Source organism: Actinokineospora baliensis (assembly GCF_016907695.1).
Taxonomy (GTDB): Bacteria; Actinomycetota; Actinomycetes; order Mycobacteriales; family Pseudonocardiaceae; genus Actinokineospora; species Actinokineospora baliensis.
Map to the genome: position 1 here is coordinate 1,900,956 of NZ_JAFBCK010000001.1, position 19,868 is coordinate 1,920,823.

A 19,868-nucleotide genomic window follows, 5' to 3' on the forward strand; every position below is an offset into this window, starting at 1 on the left:
GTCGGGACGGTGAGGCCGGTGTCGCAGCCGGTCGTCCGTCGCGGGCACCGAGCCTGGCCGCGCTTACGTGTATCCATCCGATGGAGGACCACACCGCAATGGCCAAGTTGATCGCGTTTGACGAGGAAGCGCGTCGCGGTCTCGAGCGCGGACTGAACACCCTCGCCGACGCCGTCAAGGTGACGCTCGGCCCGAGGGGCCGCAACGTCGTGCTCGAGAAGAAGTGGGGCGCGCCGACCATCACCAACGACGGCGTGTCGATCGCGAAGGAGATCGAGCTCGAGGACCCGTGGGAGAAGATCGGGGCCGAGCTGGTCAAGGAGGTCGCGAAGAAGACCGACGACGTCGCCGGTGACGGTACGACCACCGCGACCGTGCTCGCCCAGGCGCTCGTGCGCGAGGGCCTGCGCAACGTCGCCGCTGGCGCTGACCCGCTGTCGCTCAAGCGCGGCATCGAGCAGGCCGTCGAGGCCGTCATCGAGCAGCTGCACAAGTCCGCCAAGGAGGTCGAGACCAAGGAGCAGATCGCGGCAACCGCGTCCATCTCCGCAGGCGACACCACCATCGGCGAGCTGATCGCCGAGGCCCTCGACAAGGTGGGCAAGGAAGGCGTCATCACCGTCGAGGAGAGCAACGCCCTCGGCATGGAGCTCGAGCTCACCGAGGGCATGCGCTTCGACAAGGGCTACATCTCCGGTTACTTCGTGACCGACCCCGAGCGCCAGGAAGCGGTCCTGGAGGACCCCTACATCCTGCTGTTCGGCTCCAAGATCTCCTCGGTCAAGGACCTGCTCCCGCTGCTGGAGAAGGTCATGCAGTCCGGCAAGCCGCTGCTGATCATCTCCGAGGACGTCGAGGGCGAGGCCCTGGCCACCCTGGTCGTCAACAAGATCCGCGGCACCTTCAAGTCGGTCGCGGTCAAGGCGCCCGGCTTCGGCGACCGCCGCAAGGCGATCCTGCAGGACATCGCGATCCTGACCGGCGGCCAGGTCATCTCCGAGGACGTGGGCCTCAAGCTGGAGAACGCCGACATCGCGCTGCTGGGCAAGGCCCGCAAGGTCGTCGTCACCAAGGACGAGACCACCGTGGTCGAGGGCTCCGGTGACGCCGAGCAGATCCAGGGCCGGGTCAACCAGATCCGCGCCGAGATCGAGAAGTCGGACTCCGACTACGACCGCGAGAAGCTCCAGGAGCGCCTGGCCAAGCTCGCGGGCGGCGTGGCCGTCATCAAGGCCGGTGCCGCCACCGAGGTCGAGCTCAAGGAGCGCAAGCACCGCATCGAGGACGCGGTGCGCAACGCCAAGGCCGCCGTGGAGGAGGGCATCGTCGCCGGTGGCGGCGTGGCCCTGCTGCAGGCCGCCGAGGCCGCGTTCGCGGGCCTGCGGCTCGAGGGCGACGAGGCCACCGGTGCCAACATCGTCAAGGTCGCCGTCGAGGCGCCGCTCAAGCAGATCGCGATCAACGCCGGTCTCGAGGGTGGCGTCGTGGTGGAGAAGGTCAAGGGCCTCCCGCAGGGCCACGGCCTCAACGCCGCGACCGGTGTCTACGAGGACCTGCTCGCCGCAGGCGTGCCGGACCCGACCAAGGTGACCCGTTCGGCGCTGCAGAACGCCGCGTCGATCGCCGCGCTGTTCCTCACCACCGAGGCCGTCGTGGCCGACAAGCCGGAGAAGTCCGCTGCCCCCGCTGGTGGCGGCGACCCGACCGGCGGCATGGACTTCTGAGTCCAGCCCCACGCCGACAAGGCCCGGTCCCCCTCGGGGGGCCGGGCCTTTCGCGTTGGCGGGGGAGGAGCTGACCGACCGCACGGCGCCATCCCGAGAATGGATGCGCTACATTGGGGAATCGGTGCGTGAATGGCCGAGACAATTGCGGCCCGTGGCGATTATAAGGCAATTGGAGGACGGTTGTCAACCGAGCTCGATGTGGAGCAGAACTACATCAGCATGCTCTACGCGCACCTCGACCGGTTGCGCGCCGACACCGACTCCCGGCTGGCCAGGACCCTGCGGGAGACCAGTAGCAGCCCCACGGCGATGACCCACCGGGACGCGGCGACCTCGCATTACAGCGACCAGTTGGCGCAATACGGCGCCGCCGAGAACGGTTTGTGCTTCGGCAGGCTCGATTTCGTCGACGGCACCCGCAGCTACATCGGTCGCATTGGTTTGTTCGACGCGGAAGGCGACTACGAACCGCTGCTGATGGATTGGCGGGCCCCGGCGAGCAGGCCGTTCTACCTGGCCACCGCCGCCTCCCCGGACGGGGTGCGCAGGCGCCGCCACATCCGCACGTCCCGGCGCGAGGTCACCGGCATCGACGACGAGGTGCTCGACCTCGCCGACGGCCAGGACGGGGCCGCCGCGGGCGTGGTCGGCGAAGCCGCCCTGCTGTCGGCCCTGAACGCGACCAGGACCGGCCGCATGTCCGACATCGTCGAGACCATCCAGGCCGAGCAGGACGAGATCATCCGCTCGGGGCTCAACGGGGTCCTCGTCGTCCAAGGCGGTCCTGGCACCGGTAAGACAGCCGTGGCGCTGCACCGCGCCGCGTACCTGCTTTTCACCTACCGCCAGCAATTGGCCCGCCGTGGTGTGCTCATCGTTGGTCCTAACGCGACGTTCCTGAAGTACATAGGCCAGGTCCTGCCGTCTCTAGGCGAGACCGGCGTCCTCTTGCAGACCGTTGGCGACCTCTACCCCGGAGTGCGTGGGCACCGCCCCGAGCCCGCCCGGGCCGCGGAGATCAAGGGCCGCATAGAGATGGTGGCGGCTGTGCGCCGCGCGGTGGCGGATAGGCAAGAAGCACCTGACGAGCCCTTGGTGCTCGTAGTCGAGCGGGTGGAGATGGTGCTCGACCCCGCGACCATCACTGCCGCGCGAGAACGGGCCAGACGCACCCGCCGCCCGCACAACGAAGCAAGACCGTTCTTCGCCGAAGCGATCGTCGCGGCGCTGACCAAGCAAGAGGCCAACCGCCTCGGTGCCGAGTTCCTCGACGAAGGCGACCTCGCCGACATCCGCCGCGAGCTCGCGGCCGATGACGTCGTCCAAGACGCGATCGAGGCCCTATGGCCGCAACTGACCCCGCAGCAACTCCTCGTCGACCTCTACGCGTCCGCTGACCGCCTAGAGTCCGCTCTGCCTGATCTCAGCGCGGACGACCGGGCGCTGCTGTTGCGGTCCCCCAGGCTCGGGTGGACCGCCGCGGACGCCCCGCTGCTCGACGAGGCCGCCGAGTGGCTCGGTGTGGACGACCGCGCCGAGCGGGCCGCGGCCGAGCGCCGCCGCCGCGACGAGCAGGACTACGCGCAAGGCGTCCTCGACATCCTCCAGATGGAAGACGACGCCGACCCGGACATCCTCACCGCCTACGACCTCATCGACGCCAGCCGCCTCGCCGAGCGCTACGACGACGAAGACCACCGCACGGCCGCCGAGCGCGCCGCGGCGGACCGGTCCTGGACGTTCGGCCACATCATCGTCGACGAGGCGCAGGAGCTGTCCGCGATGGCGTGGCGGGTCCTCATGCGCCGGTGCCCCACCAGGTCGATGACCCTGGTCGGCGATGTCGCCCAGACCGGCGACCTGGCCGGTACCGACACGTGGGCAGGCATCCTGGCCCCGTACGTCGAAGACCGCTGGCGGTTGACGGAACTTTCCGTCAATTACCGCACTCCGGCGGAGATTATGGCCGTCGCCTCTGATGTACTTGCCGCGCTGAAGACGGGATTGGTCCCACCCAGCTCGGTACGGGAAACCGGCGTCGAGCCATGGGCGCGGCGAGTGGCCTACGCGGATCTGCCAGGCACAGTGGCGGATCTAGCCGCTCAAGACCACCCAGGAACGTTGGCGGTACTCGTGCCCGCGGCTCTGGTCGAGGAAGTAGGCCAAGCGGTGCTCGCGCGGGTGCCGGGCGCGGCAGTAGGGGAGAGACCAGAACTGGAGAGCCGGGTCGTGGTGCTGACAGTCCGGCAGTCCAAGGGCTTGGAGTTCGACGGCGTGCTCGTTGTCGAGCCCGCCGCGATCGTCGACGAGTCCGAGCGCGGGCTCAACGACCTCTATGTGGCGCTCACGCGAGCGACGCAGTGGGTCGGTGTTGTGAGCTCGACAGACCTGCCTGCCGCCCTGAGCAGGCTGCGGTAGGAGGCGCTACAGCGCTCTATAGCTCCACAGTAGGGGTGACCACGGTGCGCGGCTTGCCGCCGTTCATCCGCACCAGGATCTGCGTGGTGCCCCGCGGCACCTCCGTGAGCACGAAGCGGCCGCCCTCGTCGGCCGTGGTCGCGGTCGAGCCGTGGTCGGCCACGCGGACCTCGACCCCGTGCTCGCCCGCGGGCACCAACCACCCGTCGATGCGCTGCTTCTCGCCGGTCCTGGTCACGTTGACCATCACCGTCAGGTCGCCGACGAAGAAGGTGATGGTCCCCGGTGCGCCGCCGCGCACGCCCGCCAGCGGGCGCTGGTCGGCCCACCGCGCGGCCTCCAGCTCCACCTCGGCGTCGATGTCCTCGAGGTCGATGGCGAACTGGGCCCGCTCGACCAGACCGGGGGGGACCGGGTCGAGTTCGTCGACCAGCCTGGCGACCTGGGCCAGCCAGTACTCCTGCTCGGCCGGGTCCATCTCGTAGTCGTCCATGGTCCTCATCTGCCACCATCCCCATTGTCGTACAGCGCGCGCAGTGCGGTGAGGCATCGCCCCCGCGTCGGTCCGATGCTCCCGTGCGGCATCCGCAGCACCTCGGCGACGACCTTGTACTCCGCGCGCCCGGCCAGCACGGTGAGCCGGAGCAGCTCCTGGCAGCGCTGGTCCAGCCGGTGGAAAGCCGACCACAGGGTGTGGTCGCGCTCGGTGCGCAGCGCCTCGGCCTCCGGCTGCGGTTCGGTGCTCGGTACGTGTTCGGCGACCTCCGGGGGCAGCTCGACCTGGGTGGCCGACCGCTGCCTGGTGCGCTTGGCCTCGCGCCGGGTGGTGGTGATCAGCCAGCCGACCACCGCTCGCGGTTCGGCGATCGAGTCGAGGTGGCGCAGCAGCGCCAGCCACACCGTCTGGGCGACGTCCTCGGCCGCTGAGCGGTCCAGTCCGGCGCCTCTGGAGATGTGCCACACCAACGGGGTCAGCTCGGCCACCAGGACGTCGAGCGCCCCCTTGTGGCCGTCTCTGGCGGCGATCACGCACGCGGCGTGCCGCTCGGTACCCTCCAGGCCCTCCCACGGCGGGTTCGTCCTCGTCGCGTGGAGCTCGGTCACCGCTCCCACCCCATTCTCCGTCTGCCGGGGTCGTGCATCGTGGCACTGGCTACATCGTCCGGTGCCCGGTCTGTGCGTCCGGGCCCATCCTGACTCACTCGTTCGGGTGAAGATGTACTCCACCAGTGTCACTAACGCGCGTGCAGGACGAACGTCAGGGCCTGACGCGCCTGCCCTTCCCACGGTCTGGCCAATTCGGCCCGGAGTTCGTGCCGCCCCGACGTGGTGACGTCGAAGGCCAGCCGCCGCTCGCCGGCGGAACCCGGCGCACCGGCGCCGACCGTCGCCGGGACGTGCTCGTCGGCGATCATGCGCAGTGCTTCCGGGAGCCACCAGCGCCACCGGAAGCCGGTGGTCGCGGACTCCGGGAGTCGCAACTCGACGGTATCCCCCCGGTGCAACTCGGTTGGCCCCTCGGCGTCCAGAGCCGACAGCTGCACCAGCGCCACGACGTGCTCCCCCTCCGCTGCGCTCGACGCGGGCGGCCCGGTGGCCGGACAGGTCCCCTGCACCCGTCCGGCCACCGGTCGCCGCCGCGGTCACACCGGCGCCCGGTCGAACCGACCGAGCGCGCCCGTGTGACCGTCTTCCCGCTGGTCGAACCCGGCGGGCGGGCTGGTGACCGCCAGGACCGCCGCCGCACCCGCGCCCGGCGCCGCCAGCGACCGCGGGATCCCCCGCGCGGTGTGCTGCTGGCTCATGGTGGCTCCGTGGGCGAGTAGTTCTACTCAGACACCGGTAAAGAGCCGGGACGGGGCCGCGGGATACAAACGAGCCTTGGCCGGTTTGTGACGTGGCACGCTTTTGTCACCCGTCAGGTCGCCAGTCAGGTCAGCAACCAGACCATCGCTCCAGCGGCCAGCAGCGTTCCGACCAGCAGCGTCCCGCAGCCACCCAGGACGACTCGGCGGGTGTCGACGGCTCTGACAGCGAACGCCACCGCGGTGGCCGCGGTGGCGAGGCTGAGCACTGTGTACGCGATGGCCCCGGCGACGGGGTTGCCGTCGCGGATCGCGGGGCCGAGCAGCAGGACGAGGAAGCAGACCACCCCACCGGCGGCGAACACCGCGGCCGAGGCGATCAGGACGAAGACGCGGGCGGTCCCGGTCCGCTGGTCGGCCACCAGCCGACCCTAGCCGGTCAGTCCTCCTCGGGGAGCAGGATCCAGCAGGCCAGGTAGATGACCGCGCCGGTGCCGAAGCCCAGCAGCGTCGCGGCGACCAGGCCGATGCGCACGATCGGCGCCTCGATCCCCATGGCCTTGGCGATGCCGCCGCACACGCCTGCCACCATCCGGTCGGACCGGCTGCGGCGGAACTTGCGGGTCTGCTGGTTGACCTTGGTGTACATGTCGTTCGTCATGACTCAAGAGTGGCTGGTCAGCGGCCTCCTGCCATCGGGGAGAGCCCCGGTTCCGGACTAGGGGTCGGGTCCGGGGCGGGGCTAGGGTGACCCGCATGCGGGTCCGGACTCCGGCCGAGATGGCCAGCGCGCTCGACCAGGTCGGGTACCTGGCCGACGAAGGCCTCGCCACGGCCGCCTACCTCGCCGTGGCGATGGGGCGGCCGCTGTTCTGCGAGGGGGAGCCGGGCACAGGTAAGACGGCCCTGGCGACCGCGTTGGCCTCGGCGTTGGGTGTCGAGCTCGTGCGGCTCCAGTGCTACGAAGGCATAGACGCCACGCAGGCCCTCTATGAGTGGGACTTCCCGCGGCAGCTTCTTGAGCTAAGAGCTGGTACGTCCGTCGAGTCGCTCTACACGCGGAGGTTCCTCCTAGCTCGACCGTTGCTGCGGGCGTTGGAGTCGCCGTGTGTGCTGTTGGTCGACGAGATCGACCGCGCGGACGACGAGTTCGAGGCGTTCTTGCTGGAGGTGTTGAGCGAGAGCGCGGTGACGGTGCCGGAGCTAGGGGAGATCCGCGCCGCAGTGCCGCCGTTGGTGGTTCTTACGTCGAATCGGACGCGAGAGGTGCACGACGCTCTTAAGCGGCGATGCCTCTACCACTGGTTGGATCACCCTTCGCTTGATCGTGAACTCGCGATTCTCCGGAAACGGCTACCGGGCTTGGAAGAGCGGTTGGCGACCCAGGTTGTAACGGCCGTTAGGCGGCTGCGTGAGATGGAGTTGTTGAAGCCACCAGGAGTGGCTGAGACGATTGACTGGGCGGCCGCTCTTGTCGCCTTGGGGCGCGAAAGCGCTGACGTGTCGACGGCGGCCCTGACGCTGGGTGCGGTCTTGAAGTACCGCGAGGACGTCGACCGGGTCGTGGCCGCCGGGCTGGACGCGCTCCTCGCCGGTTGATCACTTTCGGTGATCGGCCGCGGACCCGGAAAATCGCTCGTCAGAGTGGGTTTCGCGGTGCATCATAGATCCGGGAAACCAAGCGGAGGTCACCGTTCGCGGTGGGCGGTCCGGGCGGCGGTGGCGCGTGGCGGCGCCGTGGTGCGCCCACCCGGAACGCGGTTCGACGGGACCCCTCCCGGTTTTCCGAACGCCGTAACCGGTGCCTTTCGCGCCCGGCCTAACTAGCCGCGCGGCCGCGAAAGGCACACCTGGCGCGGACCAGTCACACTACTCCCGGTCCGCGCCAGGCGTTCGGCGTGGGAACGCGGGCAGAACGGGCGAGTTCAGCCAGCTCGCGAACAACTCGGTCAGCGGCCACGGGGTGTGCCGCTGCGCCAATGTCGTGAATTCCTCGGTTGTGACCGTGCTGTGCCGGTGCGCCGAAGTCCACACCTTCAGCAGCGCGAAGAACCGCTCGTCGCCCAGCCGCAGGCGCAGCGCGTGCAGGGTGACCGCGCCGCGCAGGTACACGCGGTCGTCGAACAGGTGCCGGGTGCCCGGGTCGGCGATGCGCAGGTCCTGCGGCAGGTCCGACAGTTGGCGCCACGCGCGTCGGGCGTGGTTGTCGGCGGGCTCGCCGCCGGAGGCCTCTGACCACAGCCACTCCGCGTAGTTCGCGAAGCCCTCGTTGAGCCAGATGTGCTGCCACCGCGCCACGGTGAGGCTGTTGCCGAACCACTGGTGCGCCAGTTCGTGCGCGACGAGCCGCTCGCTGCCGCGCACGCCGTCGACGTGGTTGCTGCCGAACACCGACAGCGACTGGGCCTCGATCGGGGCGTCCAGCTCGGCGTCGACCACGACCACCCCGTACTGCTCGAACGGGTACGGGCCGAACATCCGCTCGAACTCGACCAGCATCCGCGGCTGGCGGCCGAAGTCGTGCTCGAACGGCGCGGCGAGCCTGGCGGGCACTGCGGCGTGCATCATCGGCACCGTCGCGAACGACGACTCGGTGTACCGTCCGATTTGGACGCTCACCAGGTACGTCGGGGTCGGCTGCGAGAGCCGGAAGTCCCACCTGGTCAGGCTGGCCGACGACTGCTTGGCCTCCAGCACCCCGGTGGCGACCACCTGGTACGACGAGGCGACCGCCACCGAGATCCGGTAGGTCGCCTTGTCGCTGGGGTGGTCGTTGCACGGGAACCAGGACGGCGCGCCGACCGGTTGGCTCGCGACGATCACGCCGTCGTCGAGGTAGTCCCACCCGATCTCGCCCCAGTGGCTGGGGATCGGCGCCGGTGAGCCGGTGTAGCGGATCTCCACGGTGAACCGGCCGCCGTCCGGCAGGGCGCGGTTCGGGGTGATCTGCAGCTTCTTGCCGCGCTGGGCGTAGCGGACCGGCTTGCCGTTGACGCTGACCTTGCCGCTGCGCAACCCCGCGAAGTCCAGGCTGAACCGCGATAAGGCCTGGGTGGCCACCGCGGTGATCCTGGCGCGGCCCTCGAGCCTGCCGGGACCGACGCGGTAGGTCAGGTCCAGGTCGTAGTGCAGCACCCGGTAGCCGCCGTTGCCGTGGTTGGGCAGGTAGGGGTCCGGTGATGTGCTCGCGCCGGGCTGCCCGGCGCGAGCCGGGTCAGCCTTGGCGCTCATACCCACATTCAACATGACGACCGGGGCTCCAGTCAGCGCTTGCCCGGCCACGCGGCGATCGGGTTGCCCAGCCAGCGACTGCCGTCCGGTACCGATTCACCCCGCATGACCAGCGACGCCGGGCCCACAGTGGTCCGTTCGCCGATGGACGCGCCGGGCAGCACGATCCCGTGCGGACCGAGCGTGCCGCCCTCGCCCACGGTCACCTGCGCCATGCGCATCACGCGGTCGTGGAACAGGTGGGTCTGCAGCACGCAGCCGCGGTTGACCGTGGCGCCGTCGCCGACGTGCACGAGGTCGGCTTCGGGCAGCCAATAGGTCTCCACCCACGCGCCCTTGCCGATCTTGGCGCCCAGGCCGCGCAGCCACACGGACAGCAGCGGCGAGCCGTGCGCCCAAGTCGCGAACCACGGCACTGCGAGCATCTCGACGAAGGTGTCCGCCAACTCGTTGCGCCACACGAACGAGCTCCACAGCGGATGGTCCACAGTGCCGAAGCGACCCACCAGTGCCCACTTCGCCGCGATCGCCACTAGGCAAGCGACAACACCCGCGCCGAACAGCAGGAGACCCGCAACCGCGAGGCCCAGCCAGAAACCGGTGTAGGTCAGCGCTGCCGCGACCAGGAACAGAAGCGCGGTTGACGCCATGACCGGAACCACGCGGCACACCTCAACCAACGCGCGCGCGACCATGAGCCTCTTAGGCGGATCGAAGGTCTTGCTCTCGTCGGAGTCTTCAACCGTGCGCGGCAGCTTGATTGGCGGCATACCAAGGTAAGAGGAGCCAGCCTTGGCCTTCTTAGGCGTAGAGGACAGCACACCGACGAGGCCCCGCTTGGGGACAGCCCGGCCGGGCGCGGTCATGCCGGAGTTGCCGAGGAAGGCGCGCTTTCCGATGCTCGCCTCGCCGATCCGCAGCCAACCGCCGCCGAGCTCGTAAGAGCCGATCATCGTGTCGTCGGCGAGGAAGGCGCCATCGCCAACGGTGGTCATGCTCGGCAGTGCCAGCACCGTCGATGCCTCGACCCGCTTGCCGACCTTCATGCCAAGCGCCCGTAGCCACACCGGGGTCAGCAGGCTCGCGTACATCGGGAACAGCCCGGAGCGGGCCATCTCCATCAGTCGCTCGGTCGCCCAGGCCTGCCACGCGACGCGGCTGTGCACGGCGTGCTTACCAGCCCGGAGGCGTAGCGACAGCAGCCGAACCAGGACCAGGATGAGCAGCGCGTACGCGGCCATCCAGGTCAGCGTCACGGCCGGAACCGCCACCATCGCCTGGACAGTCGCAGCGCCGAGCGTCGTCGTCCCTTCGAGGAACGCGGACAGCACCAGCAGCGCCGGTACGGCTGCCGCGATCGGCAGCACACTCAGCACGAACGACGTCATCGCGTAGATGGCCACCCAGCGACGACGACGCGCGGGACGGGAGCCGGTGGCGTTGGCCTTACCGGTGCGCGCGGCGGGGGACCCGGACCAACGCTGCCCGGCGGGAACTACGCCGAGCACACCAGAGCCCGCAGCGACCTCGGCACGCTTACCCACCCGCGAACCGGGGAACAGCGTGCTGCGCGCGCCGACCGTGGCGTGGGCGTCCACCCGAACCTGGCCGATGTGCAGTACGTCGCCGTCCAGCCAATGGCCGGAGAGGTCCACCTCGGGCTCGATGGCCGCGCCGCGACCAAGCCGCAGCATGCCGGTGACCGGCGGCAGCGAGTGCAGGTCGACCTCGTCGCCGATCCGCGCGCCGAGTGCACGCGCGTAGTGCGTCATCCACGGCGCCCCTTGGAGCCCGGCGGCGCCCGTAAGGTCCACGATCCGTTCCGCGGCCCACAGCCGCAGGTGGACACTGCCGCCACGCGGGTACGAGCCCGGTTTCACGCCGCGCAGCAGCAGGCGTGCGCTACCGGCCGCGAGGGCCATACGACCCCACGGGCTCAGGAAGACGAACCAGCCCGCGAGGACGAGCCACCACGACACGTGGGGCGCCCACGAGAAGCCCAAGATGTTGTTCACCGCAGCCAGTGCGACGACCCACCGGGCGCCAACGACCGTCAGCATCGGGAGGGTCAAGAGCGTCTGGATGACCTGCGCGCGGCGCGGCGTCGGCAGGACGACCCGGTCGACCTGGGTGCTGGCCGCGGCCGCGTCGATGTGGTCGGCGAGCTTGCCCAGCGTGGGGTGCTGGTAGAGGTCCGCGACCGCGATGCTCGAATACTGCTCGCGGATCTTCGAGACCAGCTGCGCGGCGGACAGGCTGCCACCGCCGTTGGCGAAGAAGTCGGCCCTCGGGCTGCTGACCGCCACACCGAGCAGGTCGCGCCAGAGACCGGCCAGCCAGCGCTGGGTGTCGGTCAGCGCTGCCGTGTCGACCTCGGAGGTGTCGAGGTCCAGCGGCCACGGCAGTGCGTTGCGGTCGACCTTGCCGGACGTGCGGGTCGGCAGGGTGTCGACTTCGGCGATAAGAGGCACCAAAGCGGCCGGGAGCTCGGTCCGCAGCTGCTCCACAGCGGCGTCAGCGTCGAAACCCTCGGTCGCGACCACGTAGCCGACAAGAAGTTGGTTACCGGCGGCCGTAGTGCGAACAGCGGCGGCAGCGCCAGCCACGTTCGGCAGGCCCTGCAGCGCGGCATCGACCTCGCCGAGTTCGATGCGCCTACCGCCGAGCTTGATCTGCTCGTCGGCCCGGCCGAGGAACAGCAGCCCCTCGGGTTCGGCCTTCACCATGTCGCCACTGCGGTACGCGCGGTCCCACGACAGCGCGGGCAGCGCGGCGAACTTCTCGGCGTCCTTCACCGGGTCCAGGTAGCGGGCCAGGCCCGCGCCACCGATGACGAGCTGGCCGGTGCCGCCCATCGGCACCAGCTCGCCAGCCTCGTCGACGACGGCCAGCTCCCAGCCGTCGAGCGGCAGGCCGATGCGCACCGGGCCCTCGCCGGTCATCCTGGCGCCGCAGGCCACCACGGTCGCCTCGGTCGGGCCGTAGGTGTTCCACACCTCCCGGCCCTCGATGGCCAGCCGCTCGGCCAGCTCGGGCGGGCACGCCTCGCCGCCGAAGATCAGCAGCCGGATGTCGTCGAGCGCGTCGGCGGGCCACAGCGCGGCCAGCGTCGGCACGGTCGACACCACGGTGATGGCCTTCTCGACCAGCCACGGGCCCAGGTCGACGCCGGTGCGCACCAGAGCGCGCGGCGCGGCGACGAGGCACGCCCCGTTGCGCCAGGCCAGCCACATCTCCTCGCACGAGGCGTCGAACGCGACGGACAGGCCCGCCAAGACGCGGTCGTCGGCGTTGATGGGCTCGTCGGGCAGGAACAGCTCCGCCTCGGCGTCCACGAACGCGGCGGCGCTGCGGTGGCTCACCGCGACGCCCTTGGGCTTACCAGTGGAGCCTGAGGTGAAGATGATCCAGGCGTCGTCCTCGGTGGTCGGCGCGCCGGGGCGCCCGAGCGGGGTGGCGCCGGGCCGCAGGGTGATGGACCGGTGCTCACCGAGGATCGCGCAAGCGTTTGCCTCGCCGAAGACCAGTTCGGCGCGCTCGTCCGGGTCGTCGAAGTCGACCGGCACGTAGGCGGCACCGGCGGCGAGCGCGGCGAGGATGCAGATGTAGAGGTCGGCGGTGCCGGACGGGGCGCGGATGCCCACCCGGTCGCCGCGGCCGACACCGGCCTCGGCCAGCCGCGCGGCCAGGGTGCCGACCTCGGCCAGCAGGGCGCGGTAGCTGAGCACGGTGGTGCCGTCGTCGATGGCGTCCGCGTCGGGGTGCCGGGCGGCGGTGGCGGTCAGCACGTCGACCAGGGTGCGCGGTGCGCTCTCCGGGCCCGCGCGGAACACGGCGAGCCCCAGCGCCGCGGCGTCGGCGAGCGGGTCGAGGGCGGTGAGCAGAGGAGCCGGGGGGTGGACCATCGTCATCGCGGCGAACGCATTTCTCACCTTTTCTTGCAGCTATGCGGAGGGCGGTTGCCCCAGGTCGTGGCCGTTCCAGCGCCACGACCAGAGCACGTTACCGGTCGTGACATCGACCTGTCTCGTCGATCTATTACCGACGTGGTGCGGTTCACATCCTTGTGCCACAAGGGTTTTCCTATCGGGATCAGATATCGGTTCACGATATTTGCGGTTGCTGGGCCGTGTGGACTGCGGTTTTCGCCGCTTCTCCTGCTCGATATCGAGGTGCGATATCGTGGAGCGATGGATGTGGTGCGTGAGTTCGCCAACGGGGCGCTGCGGTTGCGGGTGCTGCGCTACGCGGCCAACGAGGAGGTCCACGGGGCCTTGCTGACCGAGGAGTTGGCCGCACGGGGGCACCGCGTGTCGCCGGGCACGCTGTACCCGCTGCTGCACCGGCTGCAGGAGGCCGGGCTGCTCAAGTCGCGCACCGAGGTCGTCGGCGGCAGGCGGGTCCGCCGCTACCGGACGACCAAACGCGGCAAGAAGGTCCTGGCCGACTGCAAGGCCGTGCTGGCCGAACTGGCCGACGACGTGGCCTGAGCGGCCACCCGGTGACCTGGGGCACACTGCGGGGGTGAGTCAGGTAGCCCCGCTCCCCGGTTTCGTCGGGTTCGCAGTGGCGTTGCGAGCCGCTGGCGTGAACTGCGGTTCAGAGCGCGTAAGGGCCTACCTGGCTGCCATAGAGCTGCTCGACCTCGCAGACGTCAACCAGGCCTACTGGGCGGGCAGGCTCACCCTGTGCTCCGAGCCCGACGACCTGCCCCGCTACGACAACGCCTTCCACGCCTGGTTCAGCGGTGACACCCCACGCGCGCCTAGGCCGACCCAGGACCCTCGGCCAAAGCGCGGTCACATCGCTGCTCTAGTCGCGGGCAGGTCCACTGATGGCGAGAGCGCTACTCACATAGACCCGCTGGCCAGCTCCGCGGAGGTCCTGCGGCACCGGGATCTTGCCGACCTCACTGCCGCGGAGCGGGCACACCTGCGCGAGATGATCGACCTTTTGCGTCCCGAGCCACCCCAGCGACCTGCGGTGCGGTGGCGCCCCAACCGACGCGGCCGGGTCGACGAGCGCCGCACGCTGCGCATGATGCGTGCCACGGGCGGCGAGCCCATGCGCATCGCCCGTAAACGCCGGGCCAGTAGGCCTCGTCGGGTGGTCCTGCTGGTCGACGTGTCCGGCTCGATGACGCCCTACGCAGACGCGCTGCTGCGTTTCGCACACGCTATGGCTCGTCGCGCGCCTACAGAGGTGTTCACCCTCGGGACCCGCCTAACGCGGCTCACTCGACAACTACGCCAACGCGACCCCGAACAGGCTCTTACCGCTGCCGCCCGCGCGGTGCCCGACTTCGCCGGTGGTACCCGGCTCGGTGAGACGCTCCGGGCGTTCTTGGACCGCTGGGGTCAACGGGGTGTCGCGCGGCAGGCGGTCGTCGTGCTGTTCTCCGACGGGTGGGAGCGCGGCGACCCGTCGCTACTCGCCGCCCAGATGGCCAGGCTGAGCCGCCTCGCGCACCGGGTGCTCTGGGTCAACCCGCACGCGGGAGCAGCGTCCTACGAGCCCGTGCAGTCCGGCATCGCGGCGGCACTACCGCACGTTGACCGGTTGCTCGCCGGGCACAGCGTGGCCACACTCGACCTCTTGCTCCGGGAGGTGCGCCGTGCGTGACGTGCTCGACGAGGTCCTGCGCCGCTACCAGGCGGGCGAGCCGGTCGCTCTCGGGACCGTCGTCGCCACCTTCTCGTCCGCACCGAGGTCACCTGGCGCAGCCATGGTGGTCGCGACGGATGGCACCGTCACCGGCAGTGTCTCTGGGGGGTGCGTCGAAGGAGCCGTCTACGAACTCGGCAGGGAAGTCCTCGACACCGGTAGTCCTGTTCTGCAGCGCTATGGCGTGAGCGATGACGACGCCTTCGGGGTGGGTCTTACCTGCGGCGGGATCATCGACATCTATGTAGAGCGCATCGCCGCCGACACCTTCGCCGAGTTCGAGCAGCTCGCCGAGTCGGTGCGGGCCGAGGTCCCCGTCGCTGTCGCGACCGTCGTCGCCCACAGCGACCCGGACCGGCTGGGGCGGCGCATCCTCGTCTGGACGGACCGGCACGCCGGGAGCACCGGCTCGGACCGGGTCGACGCCGCCGTCGTCGACGACGCCCGCGGCCTGCTCGCGGCGGGGCGCACCGGCATGCTCGGGTACGGCCCGGACGGGGAGCGGCGCGGCGAGGGCATGTCGGTGTTCGTCAGCTCGTTCGAACCACCGCCCCGCATGCTGGTGTTCGGCGCGATCGACTTCGCGGCCGCCATGGCGCGGATGGGCGCCTACCTCGGCTACCGGGTCACGGTCTGCGACGCGCGGCCCGTCTTCGCCACGACCAGCAGGTTCCCCAGCGCCCACGAGGTGGTGGTCGACTGGCCGCACCGCTACCTGGAGCGGCAGCTCGCCGAGGGCAAGGTCGACGAGCGCACGGTCGTCACGGTCCTGACCCACGACCCCAAGTTCGACGTCCCCGTCCTGCAGGTCGCGCTGCGCGCGAAGCTCGGCTACGTCGGTGCCATGGGGTCGCGGCGCACCCACGCGGACCGGCTGGCCCGCCTGCGCGACGCCGGTCTGACCGAGGCCGACCTGACTGCGCTGGCTTCGCCTATAGGCCTCGACCTGGGCGCGCGGACCCCGGAGGAGACCGCCGTGTCGATCGCGGCGGAGATCATCGCGACCCGGTGGGGCGGTGGCGGGCAGCGGCTGTCCGTCCTGTCCGGACGCATCCACGGCTAGTCGGCGCCGTCCCCAGTGGAACCACGCTGACCTGCGGATACCCCAATGGCGGGGGTCAGTTGTCCACAGGTCGGCCGATCGGGCTTGTCGGGACGGTCGAACCGGGGCAGGCTGGTTTGTGAGCCCGATCACGCGCCACGGGCTCACCCGGGCTGACCACCACGCCACCGCTGGGAGGCAGGATGCGCATCACCGTCACCGTCGACGGGACCACCTACACCGACGAGGTGGAACCGCGAAAGCTGCTGGTCCACCACTTGCGCGAGACCATCGGCAAGACCGGGACCGTCGTCGGCTGCGACACGAGCAACTGCGGCTCGTGCACGGTGCACCTCAACGGCCAGAGCGTGAAGTCCTGCTCGGTGCTCGCCGTGCAGGCCGACGGCGCCGAGGTCACCACCATCGAGGGCCTCGCCCGCGACGGCGTGCTGCACCCCGTGCAGCAGGCCTTCCACGACAACCACGCCCTGCAGTGCGGTTTCTGCACGCCGGGGATGATCATGCAGTCGATCGACCTGCTCGCCGACGACCCGGACCCGGACGAGGACACCGTCCGGCACGGCCTGGAGGGCAACCTCTGCCGCTGCACCGGCTACCAGAACATCGTCCGGGCGGTCCAGGACGCGGCCCAGAAGCTCAAGCCCGGGTCGCACCAGCCGGTTGGGGGTCAGTGATGACCGCGACCGCGGAACCCGAGGTCGGCAAGGCCAGGCTGCGCAAAGAGGACGCTCGGCTGATCACCGGCCGCACCCGGTGGACAGACAACCTCAGCGTCCCCGGGCTGCTCCACCTGGCTTTCCTCCGCAGCCCCGTCGCACACGCGAAAATCACCTCTATAGACGTCGAGGAAGCTAGGCACAGGCCCGGCGTCATAGCGGTGTTCACCGGTCGAGACCTCGCGGAGGCCCAAGGCAGCCTCCCCTGTGCTTGGCCGATCACAGCGGACCAGAAGGCCCCCACAGCGCCCTCACTAGCGGTCGACCAGGTGAACTTCGCCGGTGAGGCCGTGGCGGTCGTAGTCGCTCGCGGCAACGCAGAGGCGCACGACGCGCTAGAGGCCATAGAGGTCGAGTACGAGGATCTCCCGGTTGTGCTCGACATGACGGCCGCGGTCGCCGACGGCGCCGACCTCGTCCACGCGGATCTAGGCACCAACAAGTCCGCGCATTGGGTGTTCGACTCCGCGGAGGCGGGCACCGGCGGCGATGTGGAGCAGGCCATCGCGGACGCGGAGGTGCTCATCGAGCGCACATACCGCCAGCAGCGTCTCATCCCGGCCTTCATGGAGCCGCGTTCTGTCCTCGTAGACCCCACCGGTGAACAGACCACCGTGTGGTCCGCCACGCAGATCCCGCACATCCTGCGGCTCATGCTGGCGCTGACCACGGGCACCCCCGAGCACAAACTCCGCGTCATCGCGCCGGACGTCGGCGGCGGGTTCGGCGGCAAGCTGCAGGTCACTCCGGAGGAAGTCGTTTCGCTGGTGGTCGCGACCCGGCTGGGCAAGCCGGTGAAGTGGACCGAAACGCGCTCGGAGTCGCTGCTGTCGGCCCACCACGGTCGCGACCAGGTCCAGAAGCTCACGCTCGCTGCCCGCCGCGACGGCACAGTCACCGGCCTCAAAGTGGACCTGCTCGCCGACATGGGCGCGTACCTGCGGCTGGTCACACCAGGCGTGCCGATCCTGGGCGCGTTCATGTTCAACGCCATCTACAAGTTCCCCGCGTACCGGTTCGCGTGCACCAACGTCTTCACCAACAAGACCCCAACAGACGCCTATAGGGGCGCGGGTAGGCCAGAGGCCACCTTCGCCATAGAGCGGCTGATGGACGAGTTGGCAGCCGAGCTCGGCCGCGACCCGATCGAACTGCGCGAGCAGAACTGGATCAAGCACGACGAGTTCCCGTTCACCACCGTGTGCGGCCTGGAGTACGACACGGGCAACTACGAGGCCGCGACCGCCAAGGCCAAGGAGATGTTCGGGTACGACGCACTGCGCGCGGAGCAGCGGGAACGCCGCGAGCGCGGTGATGTCGTGCAGTTGGGCATCGGCACCTCCACCTTCACGGAGATGTGCGGGTTGGCTCCGTCGCGAGTGCTCGGGTCGCTGTCCTACGGCGCGGGCGGGTGGGAGCACGCCGCCATCCGGGTGCTGCCCAGCGGCAAGGTCGAGGTCGTCACCGGGTCGTCCGCGCACGGGCAGGGACACGAGACGGCGTGGAGCCAGATCGTCGCGGACCAGTTGGGTGTGCCCTTCGAGGACGTCGAGGTACTGCACGGCGACACCCAGTCCTCACCGAAGGGGCTCGACACCTACGGCTCCCGTTCGCTCACCGTCGGCGCGATGGCCGTGCTCAAGGCGGGGGAGAAGGTCATCCGCAAGGCGCGCCGGATCGCCGCGCACACCATGGAGTGCGCCGAGGACGACCTGGAGTTCTCGGGCGGCAAGTTCACCGTGAAGGGCACGGAACGCTCCACCGGGCTCACCGACGTCGCCCTCGCCGTCTTCGCCGCGCACGACCTGCCAGACGGCGTGGAGCCGTCGCTGGACTCCGAGGCGACGTTCGACCCGGACAACTTCTCCTTCCCGCACGGGACCCACCTGTGCGCGGTGGAGGTCGACACCGAGACCGGGTTCGTGAAGATCCGCAAGTACGTCTGCGTCGACGATGTCGGCGTAGTGGTGAACCCGATCATCGTGGAGGGCCAGGTCCACGGTGGACTCGCGCAAGGACTCGCGCAGGCGCTCTATGAAGAGGCCGTGCACGACGAAAGCGGCACGCTCACAACGGGAACACTGGCCGACTACCTCGTCCCGTCAGCCGTAGACCTGCCGCACTTCGACACCGATCGCACCGAGACGCCGTCGACCACCAACCAGCTCGGCGTCAAGGGCGTCGGGGAGGCGGGCACCATCGCCTCCACACCCGCCGTGGTCAACGCCGTAGTGGACGCGGTGCGGCACTACGGCGTCAACGACATCCAGATGCCGTGCACGCCGATGCGCGTGTGGACGGCGATCAACGGTGGACCCACCGACGCGGGCGGCCTCGGCGGCGAGGCGGGCGGCGGCCTCGGGTCGATCGACACCAGCGGAGGTGTGGCGTGATCCCAGCGGCGTTCGACTACACGGCTCCATCCACAGTGGACGAAGCGGTGCGCGCGCTTGCCGACGCGGGCGACGACGCGAAGGTCATCGCGGGCGGCCAGAGCCTGATCCCGGTGTTGCGCATGCGGCTCGCCGCGCCGACCACCCTGGTGGACATCGGCCGGATCCCCGAACTGCGCGGCATCCGCGACGAAGGTGACTCCGTGGTCATCGGGGCAACCACAACGCACTACGAGGTCCAGCGCGACCCTGCGGTGCGCGACCACGCCCTGTTGCTCAAGGTCGCGACGGACACCGTTGCCGATCCACAGGTCCGCCACCGCGGCACCTTCGGCGGAGCCATAGCGCACGCGGATCCCGCGGGCGACCTACTGGCGCCGGTCCTGGCTCTGGACGCGGAGTTGGTGTTGCACGGTCTGGAGGGCGAACGCACAGTCGCCGCTTCGGACTTCTTCGTGGACTACTTCACCACCGCACTGCGCCAAGACGAGATCCTCGTCGCAGTGCGCGTCCCGAAGCACACGGGCTGGGGCGCGCACTACGAGAAGTTCAACCGCGTTGCCCAGGCATGGTCGATCGTGGCCGTTGCCGCCGCTGTGCGCACCGAAGGCGGGGTAATCGCGGAAGCCAGGGTCGGTCTCACCAACATGTCCTCTGTGCCCGTGCGAGCGCGCGCGGTCGAAGAGGCACTGGTGGGCCAACCAGCAACTGCTGAGGCCATCAAAGCAGCGGCGGCCCACGCCGCGGATGGCACCAGCGCGACCGAAGACAGCAACGCAGATACCGCCTACCGCGAACACCTGGCCCGCGTGCTCACCTCGCGGGCTATAGCCGCGGCGGCGGGCGTCTAG

General features: G+C 69.9%; 17 protein-coding genes. 9 read left to right on the forward strand and 8 right to left on the reverse strand.

The window, feature by feature from the left end; translation table 11 throughout:
• Positions 1–98 precede the first annotated feature (98 nt).
• Together groL and JOD54_RS09010 are read left to right on the forward strand one after the other, a co-directional pair.
• The gene (gene groL / locus JOD54_RS09005; RefSeq protein ID WP_204450085.1) at positions 99–1,724 is read left to right on the forward strand and encodes a chaperonin GroEL; all 1,626 of its coding nucleotides are present in this window, start codon (positions 99–101) and stop codon (positions 1,722–1,724) included.
• Between the two features lie 183 nt (positions 1,725–1,907).
• Positions 1,908–4,145, forward strand: a complete 2,238-nt coding sequence (locus tag JOD54_RS09010; RefSeq protein WP_504739765.1) for a HelD family protein — start codon at positions 1,908–1,910, stop codon at positions 4,143–4,145.
• Between the two features lie 16 nt (positions 4,146–4,161).
• Here the strand turns inward: JOD54_RS09010 and JOD54_RS09015 are convergent, their stop codons facing one another.
• From JOD54_RS09015 to JOD54_RS09040, 6 genes are all read right to left on the reverse strand, one after another.
• Positions 4,162–4,638, reverse strand: a complete 477-nt coding sequence (locus tag JOD54_RS09015; protein ID WP_204456165.1) for a carboxypeptidase regulatory-like domain-containing protein — start codon at positions 4,636–4,638, stop codon at positions 4,162–4,164.
• 5 nt (positions 4,639–4,643) lie between these two features.
• A complete protein-coding gene (locus tag JOD54_RS09020; RefSeq protein ID WP_204450087.1) occupies positions 4,644–5,249 on the reverse strand; it encodes an RNA polymerase sigma factor in 606 nt (201 codons plus the stop codon).
• A 131-nt stretch (positions 5,250–5,380) separates the two neighbouring features.
• Positions 5,381–5,698 carry a protease inhibitor I42 family protein gene (locus tag JOD54_RS09025; RefSeq protein ID WP_204450088.1) on the reverse strand — a complete coding sequence of 106 codons (318 nt, stop codon included), beginning with the start codon at positions 5,696–5,698 and terminating at the stop codon, positions 5,381–5,383.
• A 90-nt stretch (positions 5,699–5,788) separates the two neighbouring features.
• A complete protein-coding gene (locus JOD54_RS09030) occupies positions 5,789–5,950 on the reverse strand; it encodes a hypothetical protein (protein ID WP_204450089.1) in 162 nt (53 codons plus the stop codon).
• Between the two features lie 125 nt (positions 5,951–6,075).
• Entirely contained in the window at positions 6,076–6,372 is a 297-nt protein-coding gene (locus JOD54_RS09035) for a hypothetical protein (RefSeq protein WP_204450090.1), read from the reverse strand.
• Between the two features lie 17 nt (positions 6,373–6,389).
• Positions 6,390–6,611 (reverse strand): PspC domain-containing protein, encoded by a 222-nt coding sequence (locus JOD54_RS09040; protein WP_204450091.1) that lies wholly within the window; start codon positions 6,609–6,611, stop codon positions 6,390–6,392.
• Positions 6,612–6,706: 95 nt separating this feature from the next.
• Here JOD54_RS09040 and JOD54_RS09045 point away from each other — a divergent pair, with 95 nt between their 5' ends.
• Entirely contained in the window at positions 6,707–7,549 is an 843-nt protein-coding gene (locus tag JOD54_RS09045) for an AAA family ATPase (RefSeq protein ID WP_204450092.1), read from the forward strand.
• A gap of 270 nt (positions 7,550–7,819) precedes the next feature.
• On the opposite strand, the gene JOD54_RS09050 is transcribed toward JOD54_RS09045, so the two are convergent.
• Both JOD54_RS09050 and JOD54_RS09055 read right to left on the reverse strand, forming a co-directional pair.
• A complete protein-coding gene (locus JOD54_RS09050; protein WP_204450093.1) occupies positions 7,820–9,181 on the reverse strand; it encodes a M1 family metallopeptidase in 1,362 nt (453 codons plus the stop codon).
• 32 nt (positions 9,182–9,213) lie between these two features.
• The gene (locus JOD54_RS09055) at positions 9,214–13,092 is read right to left on the reverse strand and encodes a Pls/PosA family non-ribosomal peptide synthetase (protein WP_239573321.1); all 3,879 of its coding nucleotides are present in this window, start codon (positions 13,090–13,092) and stop codon (positions 9,214–9,216) included.
• 279 nt (positions 13,093–13,371) lie between these two features.
• Between JOD54_RS09055 and JOD54_RS09060 the strand changes: the two genes are divergently transcribed.
• From JOD54_RS09060 to JOD54_RS09085, 6 genes are all read left to right on the forward strand, one after another.
• Positions 13,372–13,671, forward strand: a complete 300-nt coding sequence (locus JOD54_RS09060) for a PadR family transcriptional regulator (protein ID WP_239573322.1) — start codon at positions 13,372–13,374, stop codon at positions 13,669–13,671.
• A 34-nt stretch (positions 13,672–13,705) separates the two neighbouring features.
• Entirely contained in the window at positions 13,706–14,803 is a 1,098-nt protein-coding gene (locus tag JOD54_RS09065; RefSeq protein ID WP_204450094.1) for a vWA domain-containing protein, read from the forward strand.
• Entirely contained in the window at positions 14,796–15,908 is a 1,113-nt protein-coding gene (locus JOD54_RS09070) for an XdhC family protein (protein WP_204450095.1), read from the forward strand. The genes JOD54_RS09065 and JOD54_RS09070 overlap by 8 nt, the downstream gene beginning before the upstream one ends.
• A gap of 182 nt (positions 15,909–16,090) precedes the next feature.
• A complete protein-coding gene (locus JOD54_RS09075; RefSeq protein WP_204450096.1) occupies positions 16,091–16,582 on the forward strand; it encodes a (2Fe-2S)-binding protein in 492 nt (163 codons plus the stop codon).
• Entirely contained in the window at positions 16,582–19,017 is a 2,436-nt protein-coding gene (locus JOD54_RS09080) for a xanthine dehydrogenase family protein molybdopterin-binding subunit (RefSeq protein ID WP_204450097.1), read from the forward strand. Before JOD54_RS09075 ends, JOD54_RS09080 begins: the two co-directional genes overlap by 1 nt.
• A complete protein-coding gene (locus tag JOD54_RS09085; RefSeq protein ID WP_204450098.1) occupies positions 19,014–19,868 on the forward strand; it encodes an FAD binding domain-containing protein in 855 nt (284 codons plus the stop codon). Before JOD54_RS09080 ends, JOD54_RS09085 begins: the two co-directional genes overlap by 4 nt.

Bases quoted from the DNA above. Each gene is read 5' to 3' on its own strand.
- JOD54_RS09050 (WP_204450093.1), bottom strand. From the start codon at position 9,181: ATGAGCGCCAAGGCTGACCCGGCTCGCGCCGGGCAGCCCGGCGCGAGC.
- JOD54_RS09075 (WP_204450096.1), top strand. From the start codon at position 16,091: ATGCGCATCACCGTCACCGTCGACGGGACCACCTACACCGACGAGGTG.
- JOD54_RS09060 (WP_239573322.1), top strand. From the start codon at position 13,372: ATGGATGTGGTGCGTGAGTTCGCCAACGGGGCGCTGCGGTTGCGGGTG.
- groL (WP_204450085.1), top strand. From the start codon at position 99: ATGGCCAAGTTGATCGCGTTTGACGAGGAAGCGCGTCGCGGTCTCGAG.
- JOD54_RS09040 (WP_204450091.1), bottom strand. From the start codon at position 6,611: ATGACGAACGACATGTACACCAAGGTCAACCAGCAGACCCGCAAGTTC.
- JOD54_RS09015 (WP_204456165.1), bottom strand. From the start codon at position 4,638: ATGGACGACTACGAGATGGACCCGGCCGAGCAGGAGTACTGGCTGGCC.
- JOD54_RS09080 (WP_204450097.1), top strand. From the start codon at position 16,582: ATGACCGCGACCGCGGAACCCGAGGTCGGCAAGGCCAGGCTGCGCAAA.
- JOD54_RS09045 (WP_204450092.1), top strand. From the start codon at position 6,707: ATGCGGGTCCGGACTCCGGCCGAGATGGCCAGCGCGCTCGACCAGGTC.
- JOD54_RS09030 (WP_204450089.1), bottom strand. From the start codon at position 5,950: ATGAGCCAGCAGCACACCGCGCGGGGGATCCCGCGGTCGCTGGCGGCG.
- JOD54_RS09055 (WP_239573321.1), bottom strand. From the start codon at position 13,092: ATGACGATGGTCCACCCCCCGGCTCCTCTGCTCACCGCCCTCGACCCG.